14 protein-coding genes and 1 pseudogene are annotated in these 15554 nt (G+C 65.5%); 7 read left to right on the top strand and 8 right to left on the bottom strand.

The features are described from left to right. Window positions 1-16 precede the first annotated feature (16 nt). From BM115_RS11050 to BM115_RS11040, 3 genes are read left to right on the top strand one after another with little or no spacing between them, the layout of a single operon-like run. Window positions 17-787 carry an enoyl-CoA hydratase/isomerase family protein gene (locus BM115_RS11050; protein WP_092293624.1) on the top strand — a complete coding sequence of 257 codons (771 nt, stop codon included), beginning with the start codon at window positions 17-19 and terminating at the stop codon, window positions 785-787. Then, entirely contained in the window at window positions 784-2406 is a 1623-nt protein-coding gene (locus BM115_RS11045; RefSeq protein ID WP_092293622.1) for an AMP-binding protein, read from the top strand. Before BM115_RS11050 ends, BM115_RS11045 begins: the two co-directional genes overlap by 4 nt. A gap of 20 nt (window positions 2407-2426) precedes the next feature. Further along, complete coding sequence (locus tag BM115_RS11040; RefSeq protein WP_092293620.1) at window positions 2427-3368, top strand: hydroxymethylglutaryl-CoA lyase; 942 nt, start codon at window positions 2427-2429, stop codon at window positions 3366-3368. On the opposite strand, the gene BM115_RS11035 is transcribed toward BM115_RS11040, so the two are convergent. Continuing rightward, window positions 3354-3989 carry a MarR family winged helix-turn-helix transcriptional regulator gene (locus BM115_RS11035; protein ID WP_092293617.1) on the bottom strand — a complete coding sequence of 212 codons (636 nt, stop codon included), beginning with the start codon at window positions 3987-3989 and terminating at the stop codon, window positions 3354-3356. The two genes, BM115_RS11040 and BM115_RS11035, sit on opposite strands and share 15 nt — an antisense overlap. Window positions 3990-4197: 208 nt before the next feature. Here BM115_RS11035 and BM115_RS11030 point away from each other — a divergent pair, with 208 nt between their 5' ends. After that, window positions 4198-5322 carry a porin gene (locus BM115_RS11030; protein WP_092293615.1) on the top strand — a complete coding sequence of 375 codons (1125 nt, stop codon included), beginning with the start codon at window positions 4198-4200 and terminating at the stop codon, window positions 5320-5322. 150 nt (window positions 5323-5472) lie between these two features. On the opposite strand, the gene BM115_RS11025 is transcribed toward BM115_RS11030, so the two are convergent. Continuing rightward, window positions 5473-5874, bottom strand: coding sequence for a hypothetical protein (locus BM115_RS11025; protein ID WP_092293613.1), 402 nt, complete (start codon window positions 5872-5874; stop codon window positions 5473-5475). A 166-nt stretch (window positions 5875-6040) separates the two neighbouring features. Between BM115_RS11025 and BM115_RS11020 the strand changes: the two genes are divergently transcribed. Continuing rightward, window positions 6041-6460, top strand: coding sequence for a hypothetical protein (locus BM115_RS11020; protein WP_255370773.1), 420 nt, complete (start codon window positions 6041-6043; stop codon window positions 6458-6460). Window positions 6461-6544: 84 nt separating this feature from the next. Here BM115_RS11020 and BM115_RS11015 read toward each other — a convergent pair whose 3' ends face one another. Then, window positions 6545-7519, bottom strand: a complete 975-nt coding sequence (locus BM115_RS11015) for a Bug family tripartite tricarboxylate transporter substrate binding protein (protein ID WP_255370772.1) — start codon at window positions 7517-7519, stop codon at window positions 6545-6547. Between the two features lie 26 nt (window positions 7520-7545). After that, window positions 7546-8424, bottom strand: a complete 879-nt coding sequence (locus BM115_RS11010; protein WP_092293611.1) for an isocitrate lyase/PEP mutase family protein — start codon at window positions 8422-8424, stop codon at window positions 7546-7548. 184 nt (window positions 8425-8608) lie between these two features. Between BM115_RS11010 and BM115_RS11005 the strand changes: the two genes are divergently transcribed. Together BM115_RS11005 and BM115_RS11000 are read left to right on the top strand one after the other, a co-directional pair. Next, entirely contained in the window at window positions 8609-9592 is a 984-nt protein-coding gene (locus tag BM115_RS11005; protein ID WP_177219895.1) for a LacI family DNA-binding transcriptional regulator, read from the top strand. 129 nt (window positions 9593-9721) lie between these two features. Further along, window positions 9722-9937, top strand: a pseudogene (locus tag BM115_RS11000) (cupin domain-containing protein); the annotation flags it as partial. Window positions 9938-10004: 67 nt separating this feature from the next. Here BM115_RS11000 and BM115_RS10995 read toward each other — a convergent pair. Genes BM115_RS10995 through metC form a run of 4 tightly spaced genes read right to left on the bottom strand, consistent with a single transcriptional unit; the run spans window position 10005 to window position 15515 of the window. Next, on the bottom strand, window positions 10005-12251 hold the full coding sequence (locus BM115_RS10995; protein WP_092293607.1) for a molybdopterin-dependent oxidoreductase: 2247 nt from the start codon (window positions 12249-12251) through the stop codon (window positions 10005-10007). Window positions 12252-12255: 4 nt separating this feature from the next. Beyond that, the gene (locus tag BM115_RS10990; protein WP_092293605.1) at window positions 12256-13224 is read right to left on the bottom strand and encodes a Bug family tripartite tricarboxylate transporter substrate binding protein; all 969 of its coding nucleotides are present in this window, start codon (window positions 13222-13224) and stop codon (window positions 12256-12258) included. A gap of 58 nt (window positions 13225-13282) precedes the next feature. Then, window positions 13283-14308 (bottom strand): M14 family metallopeptidase, encoded by a 1026-nt coding sequence (locus tag BM115_RS10985; RefSeq protein WP_092293603.1) that lies wholly within the window; start codon window positions 14306-14308, stop codon window positions 13283-13285. Continuing rightward, window positions 14292-15515 carry a cystathionine beta-lyase gene (gene metC, locus BM115_RS10980; RefSeq protein ID WP_092293601.1) on the bottom strand — a complete coding sequence of 408 codons (1224 nt, stop codon included), beginning with the start codon at window positions 15513-15515 and terminating at the stop codon, window positions 14292-14294. The genes BM115_RS10985 and metC overlap by 17 nt, the downstream gene beginning before the upstream one ends. Window positions 15516-15554 lie beyond the last annotated feature (39 nt).

Genomic DNA, 15554 nt, shown 5'->3' with positions numbered 1-15554 from the left:
GCGTATCGAGATAACCATGACTGAATCGAACGAAACGGGCACAGCCCCCGCCGTGCTCTACGCGGTGGAAGGCGGCGTTGCCACCATCACGCTGAACCGGCCGGATAGCCGCAATGCGCTGAACCTGGCCATGTGCGAGGGGTTGCAGGCCGCCGCCACGGCGGCTGCCGCCGATCCGGACGTGCGCGTGGTGCTGGTGCGCGCTGCCGGTCCGGCGTTCTGCGCCGGCGCCGACCTCAAGGAGCGCAAGACGATGGATGAAGCGCAGGTGCTGGCCCGCCGCATGCGTGGATTCTTTGCCTACGACGCGCTGGAACGCCTGCCGATGCCAGTGATCGCGGTGGTAGCCGGTTCGGCGGCCGGTTCTGGCGTGGAGATTGCTGCGGCCTGCGACCTTGCAGTTGCCACGCCCGACGCTACGTTCTGGACGCCTGAGGCGCAGTGGGGCACCGTGGGTGCAACCCAGCGACTGGCGCGGATCGTCGGCAAGCGGCTGGCCAAGGACATGATGTTCACCGGACGACGACTGACGGCGGCGGAAGCGCAGGACGTCGGCCTCGTCACGCGCATTGTCGCGCCTGAGAGCCTGGACGCCGAAGTGGCCGCCATGGCGGCAAGCATCGCCAAGGCACCGCCGCTGGGCATGCGCCTGGCCAAACGCTGCATCGATCGCGGCATCGAGCTGGGCCCGCGCGGTGCGCTGGCGGAAGAACTTCTGGCAATCGAAGAGAACCTGGCCCGCTCCGACTGGCGGGCGGGAATTGGTGGATTTGGAGGTAGAGCATGACGTGGGAACCTCGCACATTGGCAGCAGTGCTGGCGCAGCAGGCCAGCCTGGGTGGGGCGCGGCGCGCGTTGGTCACGCCTGACGGGGCCGCCACGTGGCGCGACCTCGAAGCGCAATCGCGCCGCGTTGCCAAGGCGCTGCTGGCGCGCGGCGTGAAGCGCGGAGAATTCGTCGGCCTGCTGTGCGGTAACGATGTGAATTGGGTGGCGAGCTTCTACGGCGCTGCGCTGATCGGTGCCGTGACCGTGCCGGTCAACACCCGCTTCAAGGCTGCGGAAATCGAGTACTGCCTGCGCCAGTCCGATGTGCGGCTGCTGATCCTGGCGGACCGCTTCCTGAAGATCGATTTCATGGGTTTCCTCCGCGAGGTGGAACCCGCTGTCGACCATGAACTGCCGGGGCAGGCGCTGCCACTGCTCGGCGACGTGGTGGTGGTCGGCAACGATGTGCCGCACGCTGGGCTCGGCTGGGAGGCATTTCTCGCCGCCGGCGATGCCCTGAGCGATGAAGCGCTCGCGGATGCCATGCGCGCCGTGACGCCGGATGACCTGCTGCTGATCCAGTTCACGTCGGGCACCACGGCGTACCCGAAGGGCGTGATGCTCACGCACGACAATATGCTGCGCAACGCCTCGGCTGTCGGGCAGCGGCTTGGCATCGAAGCATCGGATTGCTATTTCAACTGTCGGCCGTTCTTTCATGTGGCCGGCTCCACGCTGTCCCTCCTTTGCGCGCTGTGCGCGGGCGCGAGCATCGCCACCCTGCCGACGTTCGATGCCGGCGCCGCGCTGGCGATGATGGAGCGGGAGCGCTGCACGTTCATCTCGGGCAATGAGACGTTGTTCCAGATGCTGATCTCCCACCCGTCGTTCGACCGCTCGCGTTTGCATCTGCGCGGTGGATGGGCCGCGGCAGGCGCCGACACGATGCAGCGCATCATCGACGAGATGGGCATCGAGACGATTTGCTGGGCGTATGGGCTGTCGGAGGCGTCGCCCAACGTCGTGATCAATGACTGGCGCGACGATGCAGCGCTGCGCGTGGGTGGGTTCGCGCTCCCGCATGAAGGCGTGGCGGTGCGGATCATCGATGAGGCGTCGGGCGTCGTCTGTGGCGTCGACGAGGTGGGCGAGATCCAGGTCAAGGGCTGGGGCGTCATGCGGGGCTACTACAAGCAGCCCGAGGCGAACGCCAAGGTATTCACCGCGGACGGCTGGCTGCGCACCGGCGATCTTGGGGCGTTGCGCACCGATGGACGCCTGCGGCTGGTCGGCCGGCTCAAGGACGTGTTCCGCGTCGGCGGTGAGAACGTGGCGCCTGCCGAAGTGGAACAGGCCCTGCTGTCCCATCCCGCCGTGGCTTCAGCCCAGGTGGTGGGGGTGCCCGACGCGAGGCTGGGCGAAGTGCCGGCCGCGTTCGTCACGCTCAAGGCCGGCGCGACGCTGGATGCCGAGACGTTGCTGGCATGGGCCAGGCCGCGCATGGCAAATTTCCGTACCCCGCGCTACGCCGCCATCGTGACGGACTTCGAGCGCATCGGCATGACCGCCAGCGGCAAGGTGCAGAAGAACAAGCTGCGCGAGCACGCCATCGCGTTGTTTCACCCGTCGAACCCATGAATCCCGCGTCGGAGACATCCATGACTGCCGAAGTCGTCCTCTGTGAGTGCTTTGCCCGCGACGGGTTGCAGCATGAGCCCGATTTTGTGTCCACCGAAACCAAGGTGGCCCTCGTCGATCGATTTGCGGCCATCGGCTTTCCCCGCGTGGAGGCCACGTCGTACTCGAATCCGAAGGTCGTGCCGCAGTTTGCGGATGCTACCGAGCTACTGCATACGCTGCCACGCCGAGAAGGCGTGATGTACAAGGCGACATGCGCTAACGGCCACGCGGTGCAACGCGCGCTCGCGGACCTGGAGGCCGGTTTCGGGGCCACCGAGGTGAGCCTGCTGGTGTCGGCCTCGTCGTCGCACTCGGAGCGCAACCTCAAGCGCAGCCGGGACGATCAGTGGTTGAACATTCGCGCGATGGCAGATGCGGCGCGCGGGCGCTTCCGCATGATCGGCACAATCTCGGTCGCGTTCGGCTGCCCGTTCGAGGGCCATGTCGATCCGCAGGAAGTCCTGCGCGATGTGGGGCGGTTTCGCGATGCCGGTGTCAGGTTCGTGACGCTCGGCGACACGACCGGCATGGCGACGCCCCTAACCGTGCGTGCGTTGTTCCGCGCCATGCGGAAGGCCTTCCCGGACGTTACCCCGATTGCGCATTTCCATGACACACGTGGCACTGGCCTGGTCAACTATGTTGCCGCGCTGGAAGCCGGGGTGACTCACTTCGATTGCGCGATGGGCGGCGTGGGCGGTCATCCCGCCAAGGTACAGTACGGGGGCGGACATACCGGAAACGTGTGCACCGAGGACTGGGTGGCGCTGCTTGACGCGATGGGCGTCCGAACCGGCATCGATCTGGACGGCATGCTGGCGGTTGCGAAGCAATGCGAAGCCGTGCTCGGTCGACCGTTGCACAGCCGGGTGTTGCGTAGCGGCCTGAACCCGCTACGCGCCGTATTACACTCCGCCTGAGCCACCCACGAGCCGGTTGAGGCGCGATACCAGCGAGCGGATTTCGGCGAGATCGAGGTCGGCGCCGCCACCCTGTTCCGTGGCGGCGTCAGCCGCCGGCGCCGGGGTCTCCGCTTCGTCGATGGTCTCTCCCGCAGCGGCCCGCCGCTCTTCGTCCAGCACGTCGCGCGCGCTGGTGGTGAGCATCGACAGCATTTCCATCAACTGTTTGCGCTGCTCGGCGCTGAGCGGACTCAGCAGCCGCTCGTTACGCGCGTTGGCGTCAACGATCACCTTTCGGTAGAGCGCATCGCCGGCCTTGGTCAGGCTCAGCAGCACCGCGCGGGCATCGGTATCGCTACGCTCGCTGACGATCAGTCCGCGCTCGATTAGACCCGATACGGTGCGGCTGGCATAGCTCTTGTCCAATGCGGCGCGTCGTGCGAGCTCCTTCAAGGAAAGCGGTGCGTGCGCGCCGAGCATGCCAATCGATCGCCATTCCAGCAGTGTCAGCCCGAACTTGCGCTGCACGCGCAACGATGCGCTCGCGGCGGAGAGGCCTGCCAGGTTGTGCAGACGTGAGGAAAGCAGGTCGGTAATGATCCGCGGCGCGGCACCGGCGTTGCGTTTCGTTGCGCTCATTGGCGAAGGCTCCCGTTAGTTGAATCTGTCAACGATTCTAACTGCATTGTCCACGGCAAGCGACAGATTGCCACGCCCATATAGTTGACGATGTCCATCATGTAATTTACATTGGAAACCAATTCAAGGGCGGTAAAACAAGAGGAGGAGACGGAATGGACGGCAAGGGAGCCATGACAAAGGCCAGCACGACGGGTGGGCTGACGTCATGAAGAAGATTTCCACATTTGGCATCATGCTGACGGTTGCGGGCGCCGCGCATGCTCAGACATCGGTCACGCTATACGGACTGATCGATACGGCGATTGCCTATCAATCGCATCAGGTGGCTGCGACGAACGCGGCGGGGCGCGCCACGGGCAGTGGCGGCGCTGTGGGCGTCGTGCCGGGCTTCTTCAACGGATCGCGTTGGGGGATTCTGGGCAGCGAGGACCTTGGGGGCGGTACTTCTGCGGTCTTCAGGCTGGAGTCGGGGTTTAGCCCGGACGCCGGGGTGTCGCTGCAGGGCGGGCGGCTGTTCGGCCGTCAGGCCTGGGTCGGGCTCAATGCAGACTACGGGCAGATCACGCTCGGTCGCCAGTACAGCGTGCCGTTCGATATCCTGCTCCCGTTCGACACCATTGGCTGGGGCAATACCGGCGCGAGCGACGTCTGGGTGCAGTTGCTGGAAGGCTCGCGGCTCGACAACTCGCTCAAATATCAGCAGGTCGTAGGACCGCTGAAGGTGGAGGCGGCCTACTCGGCTGGCGAACTTGCAGGCGGTGCATCGGCGGGTTCGACCTATGCGGCGGGCGTGGGCTATACCCGCGGGCCGCTCGGTCTGGGTCTGGTGGGCCAGCAGGCGCGAGATCCCGCCAGGAACAAGCAGACCAACGCCGGCGTTGGCGCGTCATACGTGATGGGTCCCGTTACGCTCCACAGCTACTACCTTTACACGCGGCGGGATGCAGCCTTCGCCCCATCCGCCAGCCAGGACTTCGCGCCGACCTACGGCACCAATGCGCAGTTCTACGCCAACCCGGGTATCACCAACATCGGCACTGGCACGGCGGCAAGAACGGACCACGTGTTCCAGTTCGGCACCACGTACCAGGTCACGCAAGCCGTGGTCGTGAAGGCGGCCGCAATCTACGATGCCGCCAACAACGTCAACGCGGCGGGAGGGAGCGGCCACAAGCTGTCCGCATTCCTCGTTGGTGACTACTTCTTCTCCAAACGGACCGACACCTACCTCGCGGCGACCTACAACAAGGTCAGCGCGAGCATGAACGGCCCGTACGGCGGACATGACGACAGCGTTGGGGTGTTTCTCGGCATGCGTCATCGGTTCTGATCCGATAATCGCAGAACCATGCAGTACTCACGGCGCCATCGATTGGCGCCGTTTTTTATCCCGTCAAGCCGAGAAGAGCAGGAGGCATGCAGGCGTAAGAACTGGGATCGAAGCAGCAGGGAACAGGCATCCTGCATCGCCCGGCAACTGTCAGGACATTGCTTCGGTTGCCTCGGTCACCGTGCTTTCGGCGATCGCGTTATCGGCTTCGGCGCCCATGTCGCCCAGGCCGATGACGATCGTGATATTGGGCATCCAGTCCTTGCGGTCGGTGCTGGCGTCCGCAAACGTGGTAACCATTGCGGTGTAGCCCTGTGCCCGGAGGTCGTCGGCCAGCCGTTGCGCGCGTGGTTCCACCACTGCCTGCGGATTGTCTTCGTTGATATCGAGTACCAGAGTGGTCTCGAATTCTTCCTTGCCCTTCTGGATCGCTGCCTGCATAGCCTTGAGCTGCTTGTTCGCGAGCGCGACGAGCTTGCTGTACCTGGATTCTTCCTGGCTGGCGCGCAGTGTCTTAGCGGCGTTGATGATTTCGGTGCGGTCCACGAACATGATTGCCTTTCGATGTGGGGGGAAAGCGGAGACGACGCTCGGGCTGGGCTTGGGCGGCCAGTTTTCCGGGGTGTCGTGACTACTGTATAAATATACAGTGTCAGATGGCTCGCCCGCAAGTGGTAGACGCGCATCATCTCGTTTTCAGCCGTGCGAGAATTCGCGCATGCATTCCCACGTCAATCGACTGATGAAGACAACCCATCTATCCCTCGCCGCATTGCTGATCGCCATCGTGTCCGTGGCAGGATGCTCGGACCGCAACGCGTCTTCACAGAAGACGGCAGACACGCCAGCTACGGCCAGCGCACCGCGCACCGATGAATGGCTCGGCAAGTGGACGGGCCCCGAAGGCACGTTACTCGAGCTTGCCGGCGGCCATGGCAAGTACGACGTCACCGTGCAGAACCTCGATGGCCCGCGCCAGTTCGAGGGCCGGTATGCCGACGGCGCGATCGAATTCGAGCGCGACGGGACCAAGGAGGTCATTCGCGCCACCAACGGCGCCGAGACCGGTATGAAATGGCTCGCCGGGAAGAAGAACTGTCTGACGGTTCGCCAGGGCGAAGGCTACTGCAGGGATTGACCGGACGGCCGCTCGTAGTGTTACCTGCGCCGTTCATCACGATGAACGGATCCAAGCCTGGGCGCGGCCACGGCAGTGCCGTGTTCATTCGAGTTTGATGCCGGCTTGCGAGACGATCTCCTTCGCTTTCGTACTGTCGTTCCGCACCAACGCGCCGAATGCCGCGCGGGTTTCCGTTCGCGGTTCCTGGCCCTGGACCACAATGGTGTTGCGCACGTCCGGGTCCTGCAGCACCCTGTTGATCTCCTTGTTGAGGCGTTCCGCAATCGCCGGCGGCAGGTTTGGTGGCGCGAACACGCCGTACCACTCGACCTGATGGAAATTCGGGTAGCCGAGTTCGGCCAGCGCCGGCACGTTTGGCAGGACCTGGCTGCGTTTCTGCGATGTCACGGCGAGCGCGCGCACCTTGCCGGACTGGACAAGGCTGATGGCCGATGCCACCGACGTTCCCGCGAGGTCGACATGCCCGCCCATCAGGTCGGCAATGGCGGGTGACGAGCCCTTGTACGGCACGTGCTGAAGCTTGATGCCCGCCGTGTTCTGCAACATCACCCCGGCCACGTGCGCTACGCTGCCGGTGCCGGATGTCGCGAAGGAAACTGGCTTGCCGCTTGCTTTCGCGGCAGCCGCAAGCTCGGCCCAGGTCTTGTACGGCGACGAAGCGTTGACGAGCAGCACCATCGGCGCTTCCACGGCAAAGGCGATCGGCGTCAGGTCTTTTACCGGGTCGAACGTCAGCTTCATCAACCAGGGCGCCAGCGCGACGTTGGCGGTCTGGCCAATGACCAGCTCATATCCGTCCGGCTGCGCGCGCGCGGCCTCGGCCAACCCAAGGGTGCCGGCCGCGCCCGGGCGGTTTTCGGGCACCACCCGCCACCCAGGGACTTCGGATAGCCTGGCGCTGAGGGTGCGTCCGATAAAGTCTGTGCCACCGCCGGGGGTGGACGGAATCACCATCCGGATGGGCTTCGTGGGTTGCCACTCCTGGGCCGCAACGCCGGGAGCAAAGTTGACGAGCATCGCGCCCGCGAGCACGGCTGGCATCAGGGCATTCTTCATACATTGTCTCCTCGGTCGATGGGGCTTTAGCCCTCGGTGTAGCGAGCTTCTTGCGCGATTGCCTCGTGCAAGCCAACAAAAACGTTGTATTCCTCGAATGGCGTGAGCATGTGGGCGATGGCGCTCACGTCGCCGCCGCTGCGCAGGAACGTTTCCATCATGTCCTTCACGGCCTTGTGCATCGCCAGCAGCGGCTCGACGGGACACAGTGCGAACCCGAAGCCGAGTTCCCCAATCTGTTTCAGCGTGAGACGAGGGCTCTTGCCCGACGTGACCATGTTGAACAACAGCGGCTTGCCAAGCGGCTTGAGCTGGCGGCTGATCTCCCGCATCTGCTCCGTGCTTTCGACCGCATCGGCATAGAGTCCGTCTGCCCCGGCCTCCGCATAGGCGATCAGGCGCGCGATGGCGTCATCCAGGCCATTGACCGCAATGGCGTCGGTCCGCCCGACGATGAAGAAATCGGGATCCTGCCGTGCATCGACCATGGCGCGCAGCTTCTGCACCATCTCGTGACGGCTGATGAGCTGTTTGCCCGCGAAGTGGCCACATTTCTTCGGGAGCGACTGGTCTTCCAGGTGCAGGCAAGAGGCGCCGGCCTCCTCCCAGAGCCGGATGGTGCGCTGCACATCGAGCATGCCGCCATAACCGGTGTCGGCGTCGGCAAAGACGGGGAGGGTGGTGGCACGGCAAACACGGCGGATGTGCTCGAACATGTCGCGCTGGGACAGCGCCCCCATATCCGGTTCGCCAGCTTCGACGCCACACGCGACGAAGCCGCTGACAAACAACGCCTTGGCGCCGGCCGCTTCGGCCAGTTTCGCGGTAACCGCGTCGTAGGCACCCATGCAGACAAAGGGGTCGCCGGCCTGAAACAAGGCTCGGAAGCGCTGGTTGCGACTCATGGAAAGCTCCGGTGTATAGGGAATGGTAGCGCTATCATAGGAAGAGTTGGTAGCGCTACCATATAAGTGATTTCCCGATAAACCTTGCTGCTACACTGCGAAAGCCGCAAGCGGTCTAACGTCCACTATCTCAATGTCTGCCCCAGTTGACCCAACGCAGCCCCAGCCGACGGGGCAACTCTCCATGAAGGAGGTGGCACGCCTGGCCGGCGTCTCGCCGATGACCGTCTCGCGTGTCCTCAGCGCGCCGCACCTCGTGAAGCCCGAGACCCTCGAGCAGGTGCAGTCCGTCATCCGCGCGGTGCGTTATGTACCCAATCGCGTGGCCGGCAGCCTGGCTTCGCGGCGCACCAGCCTGGTCGGCTTGATCGTCCCCAGCCTCAGGAACGCGCTGTATGCGGAGACGATCCAGGGCATCTCCGATGTCCTGCAGCGCCACGGCCTGCACCTGATGATTTCGGACAGCGGGTATTCGCTGGAGCGCGAGGAAGCGTTGATCTCGGCCTACCTGTCCCAGCGGCCATGTGGCCTCATCCTGCACAACACCACGCATACGGAAGCGGCCCGCCACCTGCTCCAGGATGCCGGCGTGCCCTGCGTGGAAACCGGCAACCTGACGACGCAGCCGATCGATATGGCCGTCAGTTACTCGAATCGGGAAGCGGGGCGGGCCATGGCGAACCATCTGCTATCGCGGGGATATCGCAGGTTTGGATTTGCCAGTCTTCCCATCAGCGATAACGAGCGTTTGCGCGAGCGGCGCGACGGCTTTTTCGACGGACTGCGCGCGGCGGGCATCGAGATCGATCCGGCGATGGTGCTGGAAGTGGGCGAGGGCCTGGAAAACGGCAGCCATGCACTAGCGGAACTTATGCGCCGGGACACCTCGGTACAGGCCCTGTTCCTGGCCGGTGACGTGCTTGCGGCCGGCGCCATCCTCGAGTGCACGCGCCGAGGTTTGCGCGTGCCGGGGGATATTGCCATCGCGGGGTCGGACGACAACGACCTCATGCAACATATGGTGCCGCCCATCACAACGGTGCGTTTTCCTCGTTATCGCATCGGCGTCCGGAGTGCGGAGCTGATCGTGTCCCGGCAGGAGGACGAGCGCGCGCAACCGATGACGGAAGACCTGGGCTTCGAGGTCGTGCCGCGCGGCAGCACATGATGCGAAATGCATCCCGCAACAGTGCGCCGATGCTAGCCCCACACCCTGGTCAGCGCGTCCAGCGCCGCCACGGTCAAGGGCTCGTCCAGGCCGTCTCGACCGAACGCGCCTGTGCGGCGACCGGCCTTGCGCCACGCCAAGTCGTCGTTCATCTATGCATATGTCGTCTCGGGCAGCATTGCGAGCAAGGTGAATGACGAGCCGGAACGTGTGTACAAGGCGGGGGAGAGCTTCTTCGAGACGCCGGGTTCACGTCATCCGGTAAGCCGCAATGCAAGCAAGACAAAGCCCGCGAAGCTGCTGGCTGTGTTCGTCGTCGACTCGGCCGACAAGGAATTGACGGTCAACGACAACTGGGGGCCTGGAATGCCGACGGCAACGAAGTATCCAGGACTGACGAGGCGCCGCCGCTTCAGCTATCCCGCGACACCTCCACCAGGCAGCTCATGGCATTGGGTCCCTGCGTCAGGTCTGATGTGCCGATGTCCAGCGTGAGGGTATTTGCGGCGCCGGCGCGGTCCACGCCATCCGGATCGGGGTCGTACCAGGCGCCGGTGGCCATCACGGCCACGCCGCGCGTGACGCCGTCGCTGATCGCCAGTCCGGCGGAAAGCGCGCCCCGCGCGTTGTGCACGCGCACCCGCATGCCGGGATGCAATCCGCGCGCCGCCGCATCCCCGGGATGGAGCGTAATCCGCTCCGCCCCCGCAATCTTCCCGGCTTGCGCCAGCGGCGCAGGATCGAGCTGGCTGTGCAGCCGATCGGCGGGCTGGACGGAAACGAGATGCAGCGGATACGTGTCGGCCGCCGGGGCGCCAAGCCATTCCACGGGCGGTTGCCAGTTCGGATGTGTGCCGCAATCGTCCGACAGGGTCCCGAGGGTCGGGCTGGCGAGTTCGATGCGGCCGCTCGGCGTGCGCAAGGGATGCGCGGCGGGGTCGTGACGGAAATCGTCGAACAGCACGAAGTCCTCCGTCGGCGGCGGCAGCGCGACGTAGCCGGTGCGCCAGAACTGCTCGAATGCCGGGAGTTCGATGCCGGCCTGCGCTTGGGCGTCCCGGCATCGCGCGTAGATGGCGGCGAGCCAACCCTTCTCGTCGCGGTTCTCGGTGAAGGCTTCGCGGTACCCCAGCCGGTCCGACAGATCGGTAAAGATGTCGAGATCGCTGCGCGCCTGATGCAGCGGCGCAATGGCCTGATGCATCGCCAGCACGTATCGATCGCGCGACGATCCGCCAATGTCCTTGCGCTCGAGCGCCGTGGTGACGGGCAGCACGATGTCCGCATGGCGCGCCGTGGCAGTCCAGCAGATGTCCTGGACGATGACGGTCTGTGGCCGCGCCCACGCCTCACGCAGCCGCGACAGCTGCTGGTGATGATGAAACGGATTGCCGCCGGCCCAGTGAATCAGCTTCGCATCGGGATAGTGGCGGGTGTCGCCGCGGAAGCGATAGGGGGTGCCCGGATGGAGCAGCATGTCCGAGAGCCGCGCGCAGGGAATGTCCAGCTGGGCCGGGTTGCGCCCGACCGGCATCTCCGGCCCCGGTGTGGCCACGCGCGGATTGCCGACGCCGTTCATGGACCCATGGCCGAAGCCGAAGCCGCCGCCGGGCAGGCCGATCTGGCCGAGCATGGCCGCCAGCGCAATGGCCATCCAGTACGGCTGCTCGCCGCGGTGCTGGCGTTGCACGGCAAAGCTGCAGGTGATGTAGCTACGCTTGCCCGCGAGCTGCGTCGCCAGTTGTTCGATGCGCTCCGCGCGAATGCCAGTGATGGCAGCGGCCCAGGCCGGTGTCTTTGGCGAGCCGTCGCTGTGTCCGAGCAGATAGCCTTCGAGTTCAGCCCAGCCGCTGCAGTGCGTCTGCAGGAACGCCGTGTCGTGCGCATCGGCGCGGCGCAACTCGTAGGCCAGCGCGAGCATCAGCGCAACATCGGTGTTCGGGCGAATCGGAATCCATTCGGCGCCAAGAAAGTCGGGGCAGTCGTCGCGGGTGGGGCTGATGTTGATGACCGTGGCGCCACTGGCAGCCAGCTTGCGCAGCCAGCCTTCCTGCGTGTGCTCGGCCGCGCCGCCGGATGAGACCTGGCCATTCTTGAGCGCCAGCCCGCCAAAGGCGATGAAGATCTCGGTGTTCGCGATCAGGCTGGGCCATGCGGTCACGCGGCCGGTCAGCGGGCGGTCAGTGCCAATCACATGCGGCAACAGGAACTGCGCCGTGCCCCAGCTGTAGTTGCCGACCTGATCGACACAGCCGCCGCCGCTGAAATGAAACCGGCGGATCAGTGAGCGCGCATGGTGCAGCCGGCCTGCCGACGACCAGCCGTACGATCCACCGAACACGCCGGACGGACCATGGGCGTCGCGGACCCGCGTAATCTCGCTGGCGACGAGATCGAGCGCCACATCCCACGACACTTCGACGAAATCATCGCGTCCGCGTGCGTGGCCATCGGCAGCCTCGCGCTTGTCGAGCCAGCCGCGCCGCACCATCGGCGTGCGAATGCGGGTGGGCGAGTAGACCATCGGCGCGATCGATTCGAGCAACGGCGAGGGGTTGGGATCCGCCGCGAACGGTTCGCAGCGGATCAACCGGCCGTCTTCCACGACTGCCGTGAAGGCGCCCCAATGCGCCAGTTGCGGGTAGCGGCGAATCGTCACGGTCTCAATCGCCCTGGATGCCAGCCTTGCGGATCAGGTCGCCCCATTTGGCGCGCTCCGTATTCAGCAGCTTGGCGAACTCCTGCGGCGTGTCCGACGTGGCGTCCATGCCGGAAACCGCCAGACGCTGTCGGATGTCCGGATCGGCCATCACTTTCACGAGTGCCTTGTTCAACTGCGCGATGACCTCGGCCGGCGTGCCGGCGGGCGCCACCAGCCCGTACCAGTTGGTGACGTCATAACCGGGAACGCCCGATTCCGCGACGGTCGGCACGCCGGGGAACTGCGGCGAGCGCGTGGCGGTGGTCACGGCCAGCGCACGCAGCTTTCCCGAGGCGATCAGCGGCTTTGCCGAGGGATCCGAGAACGTGATCGGCACGATGCCACCCATCACATCGGTCAGCGCGGGCGTGGTGCCCTTGTACGGCACATGCTGCATCTGCAGCCCCGTCAGCATCTTGAACTGCTCGGCCGCGATCTGGCCGATGGTGCCGTTGCCACCCGACGCGTACGAGAACTTGCCATTGGCGCTGCGCAGGGCCGCGAGCATGCCGTGTACGTCCTTGTAGGGCGCATCGGCGCCTGTGACCAGCACATTGGGCATCGTGACCAGCACGCTGATCGGTGCGAAGTCCTTCTGCGGGTCGTAGTTCAGCTTGCGCAGGTTCGGCCAGATCGTGAACGAGCCCGGCGTGGCGACGTACAGCGTATAGCCGTCCGGCGCGGACTTCGCGACCAGATCCGTGGCGATCAGTCCGCCCGCGCCGGGACGGTTGTCGATGATGACATTGGCTTTGAGGTGCTCCGACAGCGCGGGCGCAATGGCGCGCGCGAGCGCATCGGCGCCGCCGCCGGGCGGGAAGCCCACCACTACGCGGATTGGCTTCGATGCATCGGGCCAGGCCGCATGGGCGCCGAGCGGCGCGGTGACGGCAAGGAAGGGAACGAGAAGGCGCAACGCGCGTGCAAACATGATCAAACTCCGGTCAACCAGTAAAACTTCACTTCGCCGCATGGCGGGACGCTGCAAGTCAGGGAATCGACACCGTGTCCCATTCCCAGCCCACGAACGCCAGGCGCTCGCCGGTATGGACGACGGGATCGCTACGCAGGCCGATCAGCACGCCATCGCGTGATAGCGGCTTCACGGGTGTGAGCGACGCATCGAGCTTCAGCGTGTCGCCAATCGATGCGCCTTCCGCGACCAGATCGCCCGCGCGCGCAGCCGGAAGGAACAGACCCCCTTCGTCGGCCGTGATCCAGCCGCGCCGCTTGACGCGTCGCAGGCTGGTGGCAGCCGGCTTGGCCGGTCTGTCCGGCGTGGCATCGAGGATGCCCATCTGCACGGCCAGTGTGTGGAAGCCGGTTTCCGCCACTGCGATGTTGTCGGCCTCGAAGCGGCTGCCGCTGCCCAGTTCGAGCATGAACGCGCAGACGCCGGCGGCCAGGCACTGATAGTCGAGCGCGCCAGCGATATTGCCGGGAAGTTCGCCCTTGCCGCCGACGTCCTGCTGGCAGGCAACATGCGGATGAAACGGCGCCATTGCGGCCAGTACATCGGCCTCGGTGACGCGGCTGTCCGGGTGCACCTTGTAGACCGTGTAGGGCCGCGCGTCGAACAGCGGGTTCATCGTATGGAGGTTGATCAGCACGTCCGCCACGCCACGGATTTCGCTCATCAGGGCATGGGCGAGACGTTCCGAGACGAGTCCACCGGCGTTACCCGGATATGTCTGGTCGAGATCGAGTTTGTCGTAGGGATTGCGCTTGCGGCGCGCGTCCAGCGCTTGCGGATTGCCCGTGGGCGTCACCACGACATTGCCGCGCAGGGTGGCGGGATCGAGGCTGCGCGCGAAGCGCAGTGCGGCCACCATGCCGTTGATTTCGTCGCCATGCACCTGGCCGTGCAGCCATAGCGTGCGGCCCGGTTGTGCGCCGCGCACCGCGACATAGGGCAGCGTGACGGACATCCCCGAGGCCATCGAGCCAACGGGAAGTTGCCCGCTGGTGCGGGCCGGGCCGGATTGCTGGCGCAGCCAGTCACCGATGATGGGCATGGGAAGACTCCTGATGTGTGAGGGGTAGATCGGCTATATCGGCAATCGCGGCGAAGGCCTGGTCGAGGTCGGCCAGCAGGTCGGGCACGCCTTCCAGGCCGATGTGCAGGCGGATCACGGTGCCATGGGCGGCCCAGTCCGTGACGCTGCGCGCGCGGCGCATGTCGGCCAGCACGGCCAGGCTCTCGAAGCCGCCCCACGAGGCGCCGATGCCGAACAGCTTGAGACTGTCGACAAACCGCTCCGGCGCCACCGGTGCCTGCGAGCGCAACGTGAACGACAGCAGGCCGTTGGTGCCGTGGCAGTCGCGTTGCCAGAGGGCATGGTTGGGATCGTGCGGCAGGGCAGGGCAGAAGACGTCGGCCACTTCGGGACGATCGAGCAGCCAGTGGGCCACTGCGAGGGCACTCTGTTGATGCTGTGCCAGACGGGCGCCAAGCGTGCGGATGCCGCGTTGCACCAGATACGCGTCGTCCGGGCTCACCGTGATGCCGAACGCATCGGCCATCGTCGCCAGTTCCGGCCACGCCGCCTCGGTGGTGCAGACGGTGCCCATCATCACGTCGGAATGGCCGCCGAGATATTTGGTGGCCGCCATCAGCGAGATATCGGCGCCGAGTTCCAGCGGCCGGTACAGCAGGCCAGAACCCCAGGTGTTGTCCGCCGCAACCAGCGCCCCATGGGCGTGGGCACGGGCGGCCAGTGCCGGCAGGTCGCACATCTCATAGACCAGCGAGCCGGGCGCTTCCACATAGACCAGTCGCGTTTCGGGCCGCAGCTTCGCGTCGAGATCGGACCCATCCGCCGCATAGAAATCAGTGGCGATGCCGTGCTGGCGCAGGAAGCCGTTGGCCAGGTTGCGCACGGGCTCGTAGACGCAATCGGGCAGCAACACATGTTGTCCCGGCCGCACGTAGGCGAGGATGGTCATCGCGGCAGCGGCCAGCCCCGAGGGAAACAGCCGCGTGCGATAGCCGCCCTCGAGCATGGTCACCATGTCTTCCAGCGCGAAGTTGGTCGGATTGCCGCGCGCGCCGTAGGTGAACAGCCGCTCGGTATCGCGGCGCGCACGCATTTCGCGTTGCTGCGCCACGGAATCGAACAGGACGGTGCTGGCGCGCACCACCGGCGGGTTCACGGGCTGGCCGCCTTGCACGGCATATGTGCGTCCGGCATGGGCAAGGCGGGTAGGAAGCGATGGTGTCATGGTTGGCCTGGGGGGATGGCTCATGGTTGTACGGGACGT

Source organism: Cupriavidus sp. OV096, assembly GCF_900115455.1.
Taxonomy (GTDB): domain Bacteria; phylum Pseudomonadota; class Gammaproteobacteria; order Burkholderiales; family Burkholderiaceae; genus Cupriavidus.
Note: the sequence above shows the minus strand (reverse complement) of the source record. Positions and strands in the feature narration are given on the sequence as shown.

Excerpts from the sequence above, each read along its gene's own strand:
- BM115_RS11025 (WP_092293613.1), bottom strand. The coding sequence starts at position 5,874 with ATGTTCGTGGACCGCACCGAAATCATCAACGCCGCTAAGACACTGCGC.
- BM115_RS10985 (WP_092293603.1), bottom strand. The coding sequence starts at position 14,308 with ATGCCCATCATCGGTGACTGGCTGCGCCAGCAATCCGGCCCGGCCCGC.
- BM115_RS11050 (WP_092293624.1), top strand. The coding sequence starts at position 17 with ATGACTGAATCGAACGAAACGGGCACAGCCCCCGCCGTGCTCTACGCG.
- BM115_RS11015 (WP_255370772.1), bottom strand. The coding sequence starts at position 7,519 with ATGAAGAATGCCCTGATGCCAGCCGTGCTCGCGGGCGCGATGCTCGTC.
- BM115_RS11005 (WP_177219895.1), top strand. The coding sequence starts at position 8,609 with ATGAAGGAGGTGGCACGCCTGGCCGGCGTCTCGCCGATGACCGTCTCG.
- metC (WP_092293601.1), bottom strand. The coding sequence starts at position 15,515 with ATGACACCATCGCTTCCTACCCGCCTTGCCCATGCCGGACGCACATAT.
- BM115_RS11040 (WP_092293620.1), top strand. The coding sequence starts at position 2,427 with ATGACTGCCGAAGTCGTCCTCTGTGAGTGCTTTGCCCGCGACGGGTTG.
- BM115_RS11045 (WP_092293622.1), top strand. The coding sequence starts at position 784 with ATGACGTGGGAACCTCGCACATTGGCAGCAGTGCTGGCGCAGCAGGCC.
- BM115_RS11030 (WP_092293615.1), top strand. The coding sequence starts at position 4,198 with ATGAAGAAGATTTCCACATTTGGCATCATGCTGACGGTTGCGGGCGCC.
- BM115_RS10990 (WP_092293605.1), bottom strand. The coding sequence starts at position 13,224 with ATGTTTGCACGCGCGTTGCGCCTTCTCGTTCCCTTCCTTGCCGTCACC.
- BM115_RS11035 (WP_092293617.1), bottom strand. The coding sequence starts at position 3,989 with ATGAGCGCAACGAAACGCAACGCCGGTGCCGCGCCGCGGATCATTACC.
- BM115_RS11010 (WP_092293611.1), bottom strand. The coding sequence starts at position 8,424 with ATGAGTCGCAACCAGCGCTTCCGAGCCTTGTTTCAGGCCGGCGACCCC.
- BM115_RS11020 (WP_255370773.1), top strand. The coding sequence starts at position 6,041 with ATGCATTCCCACGTCAATCGACTGATGAAGACAACCCATCTATCCCTC.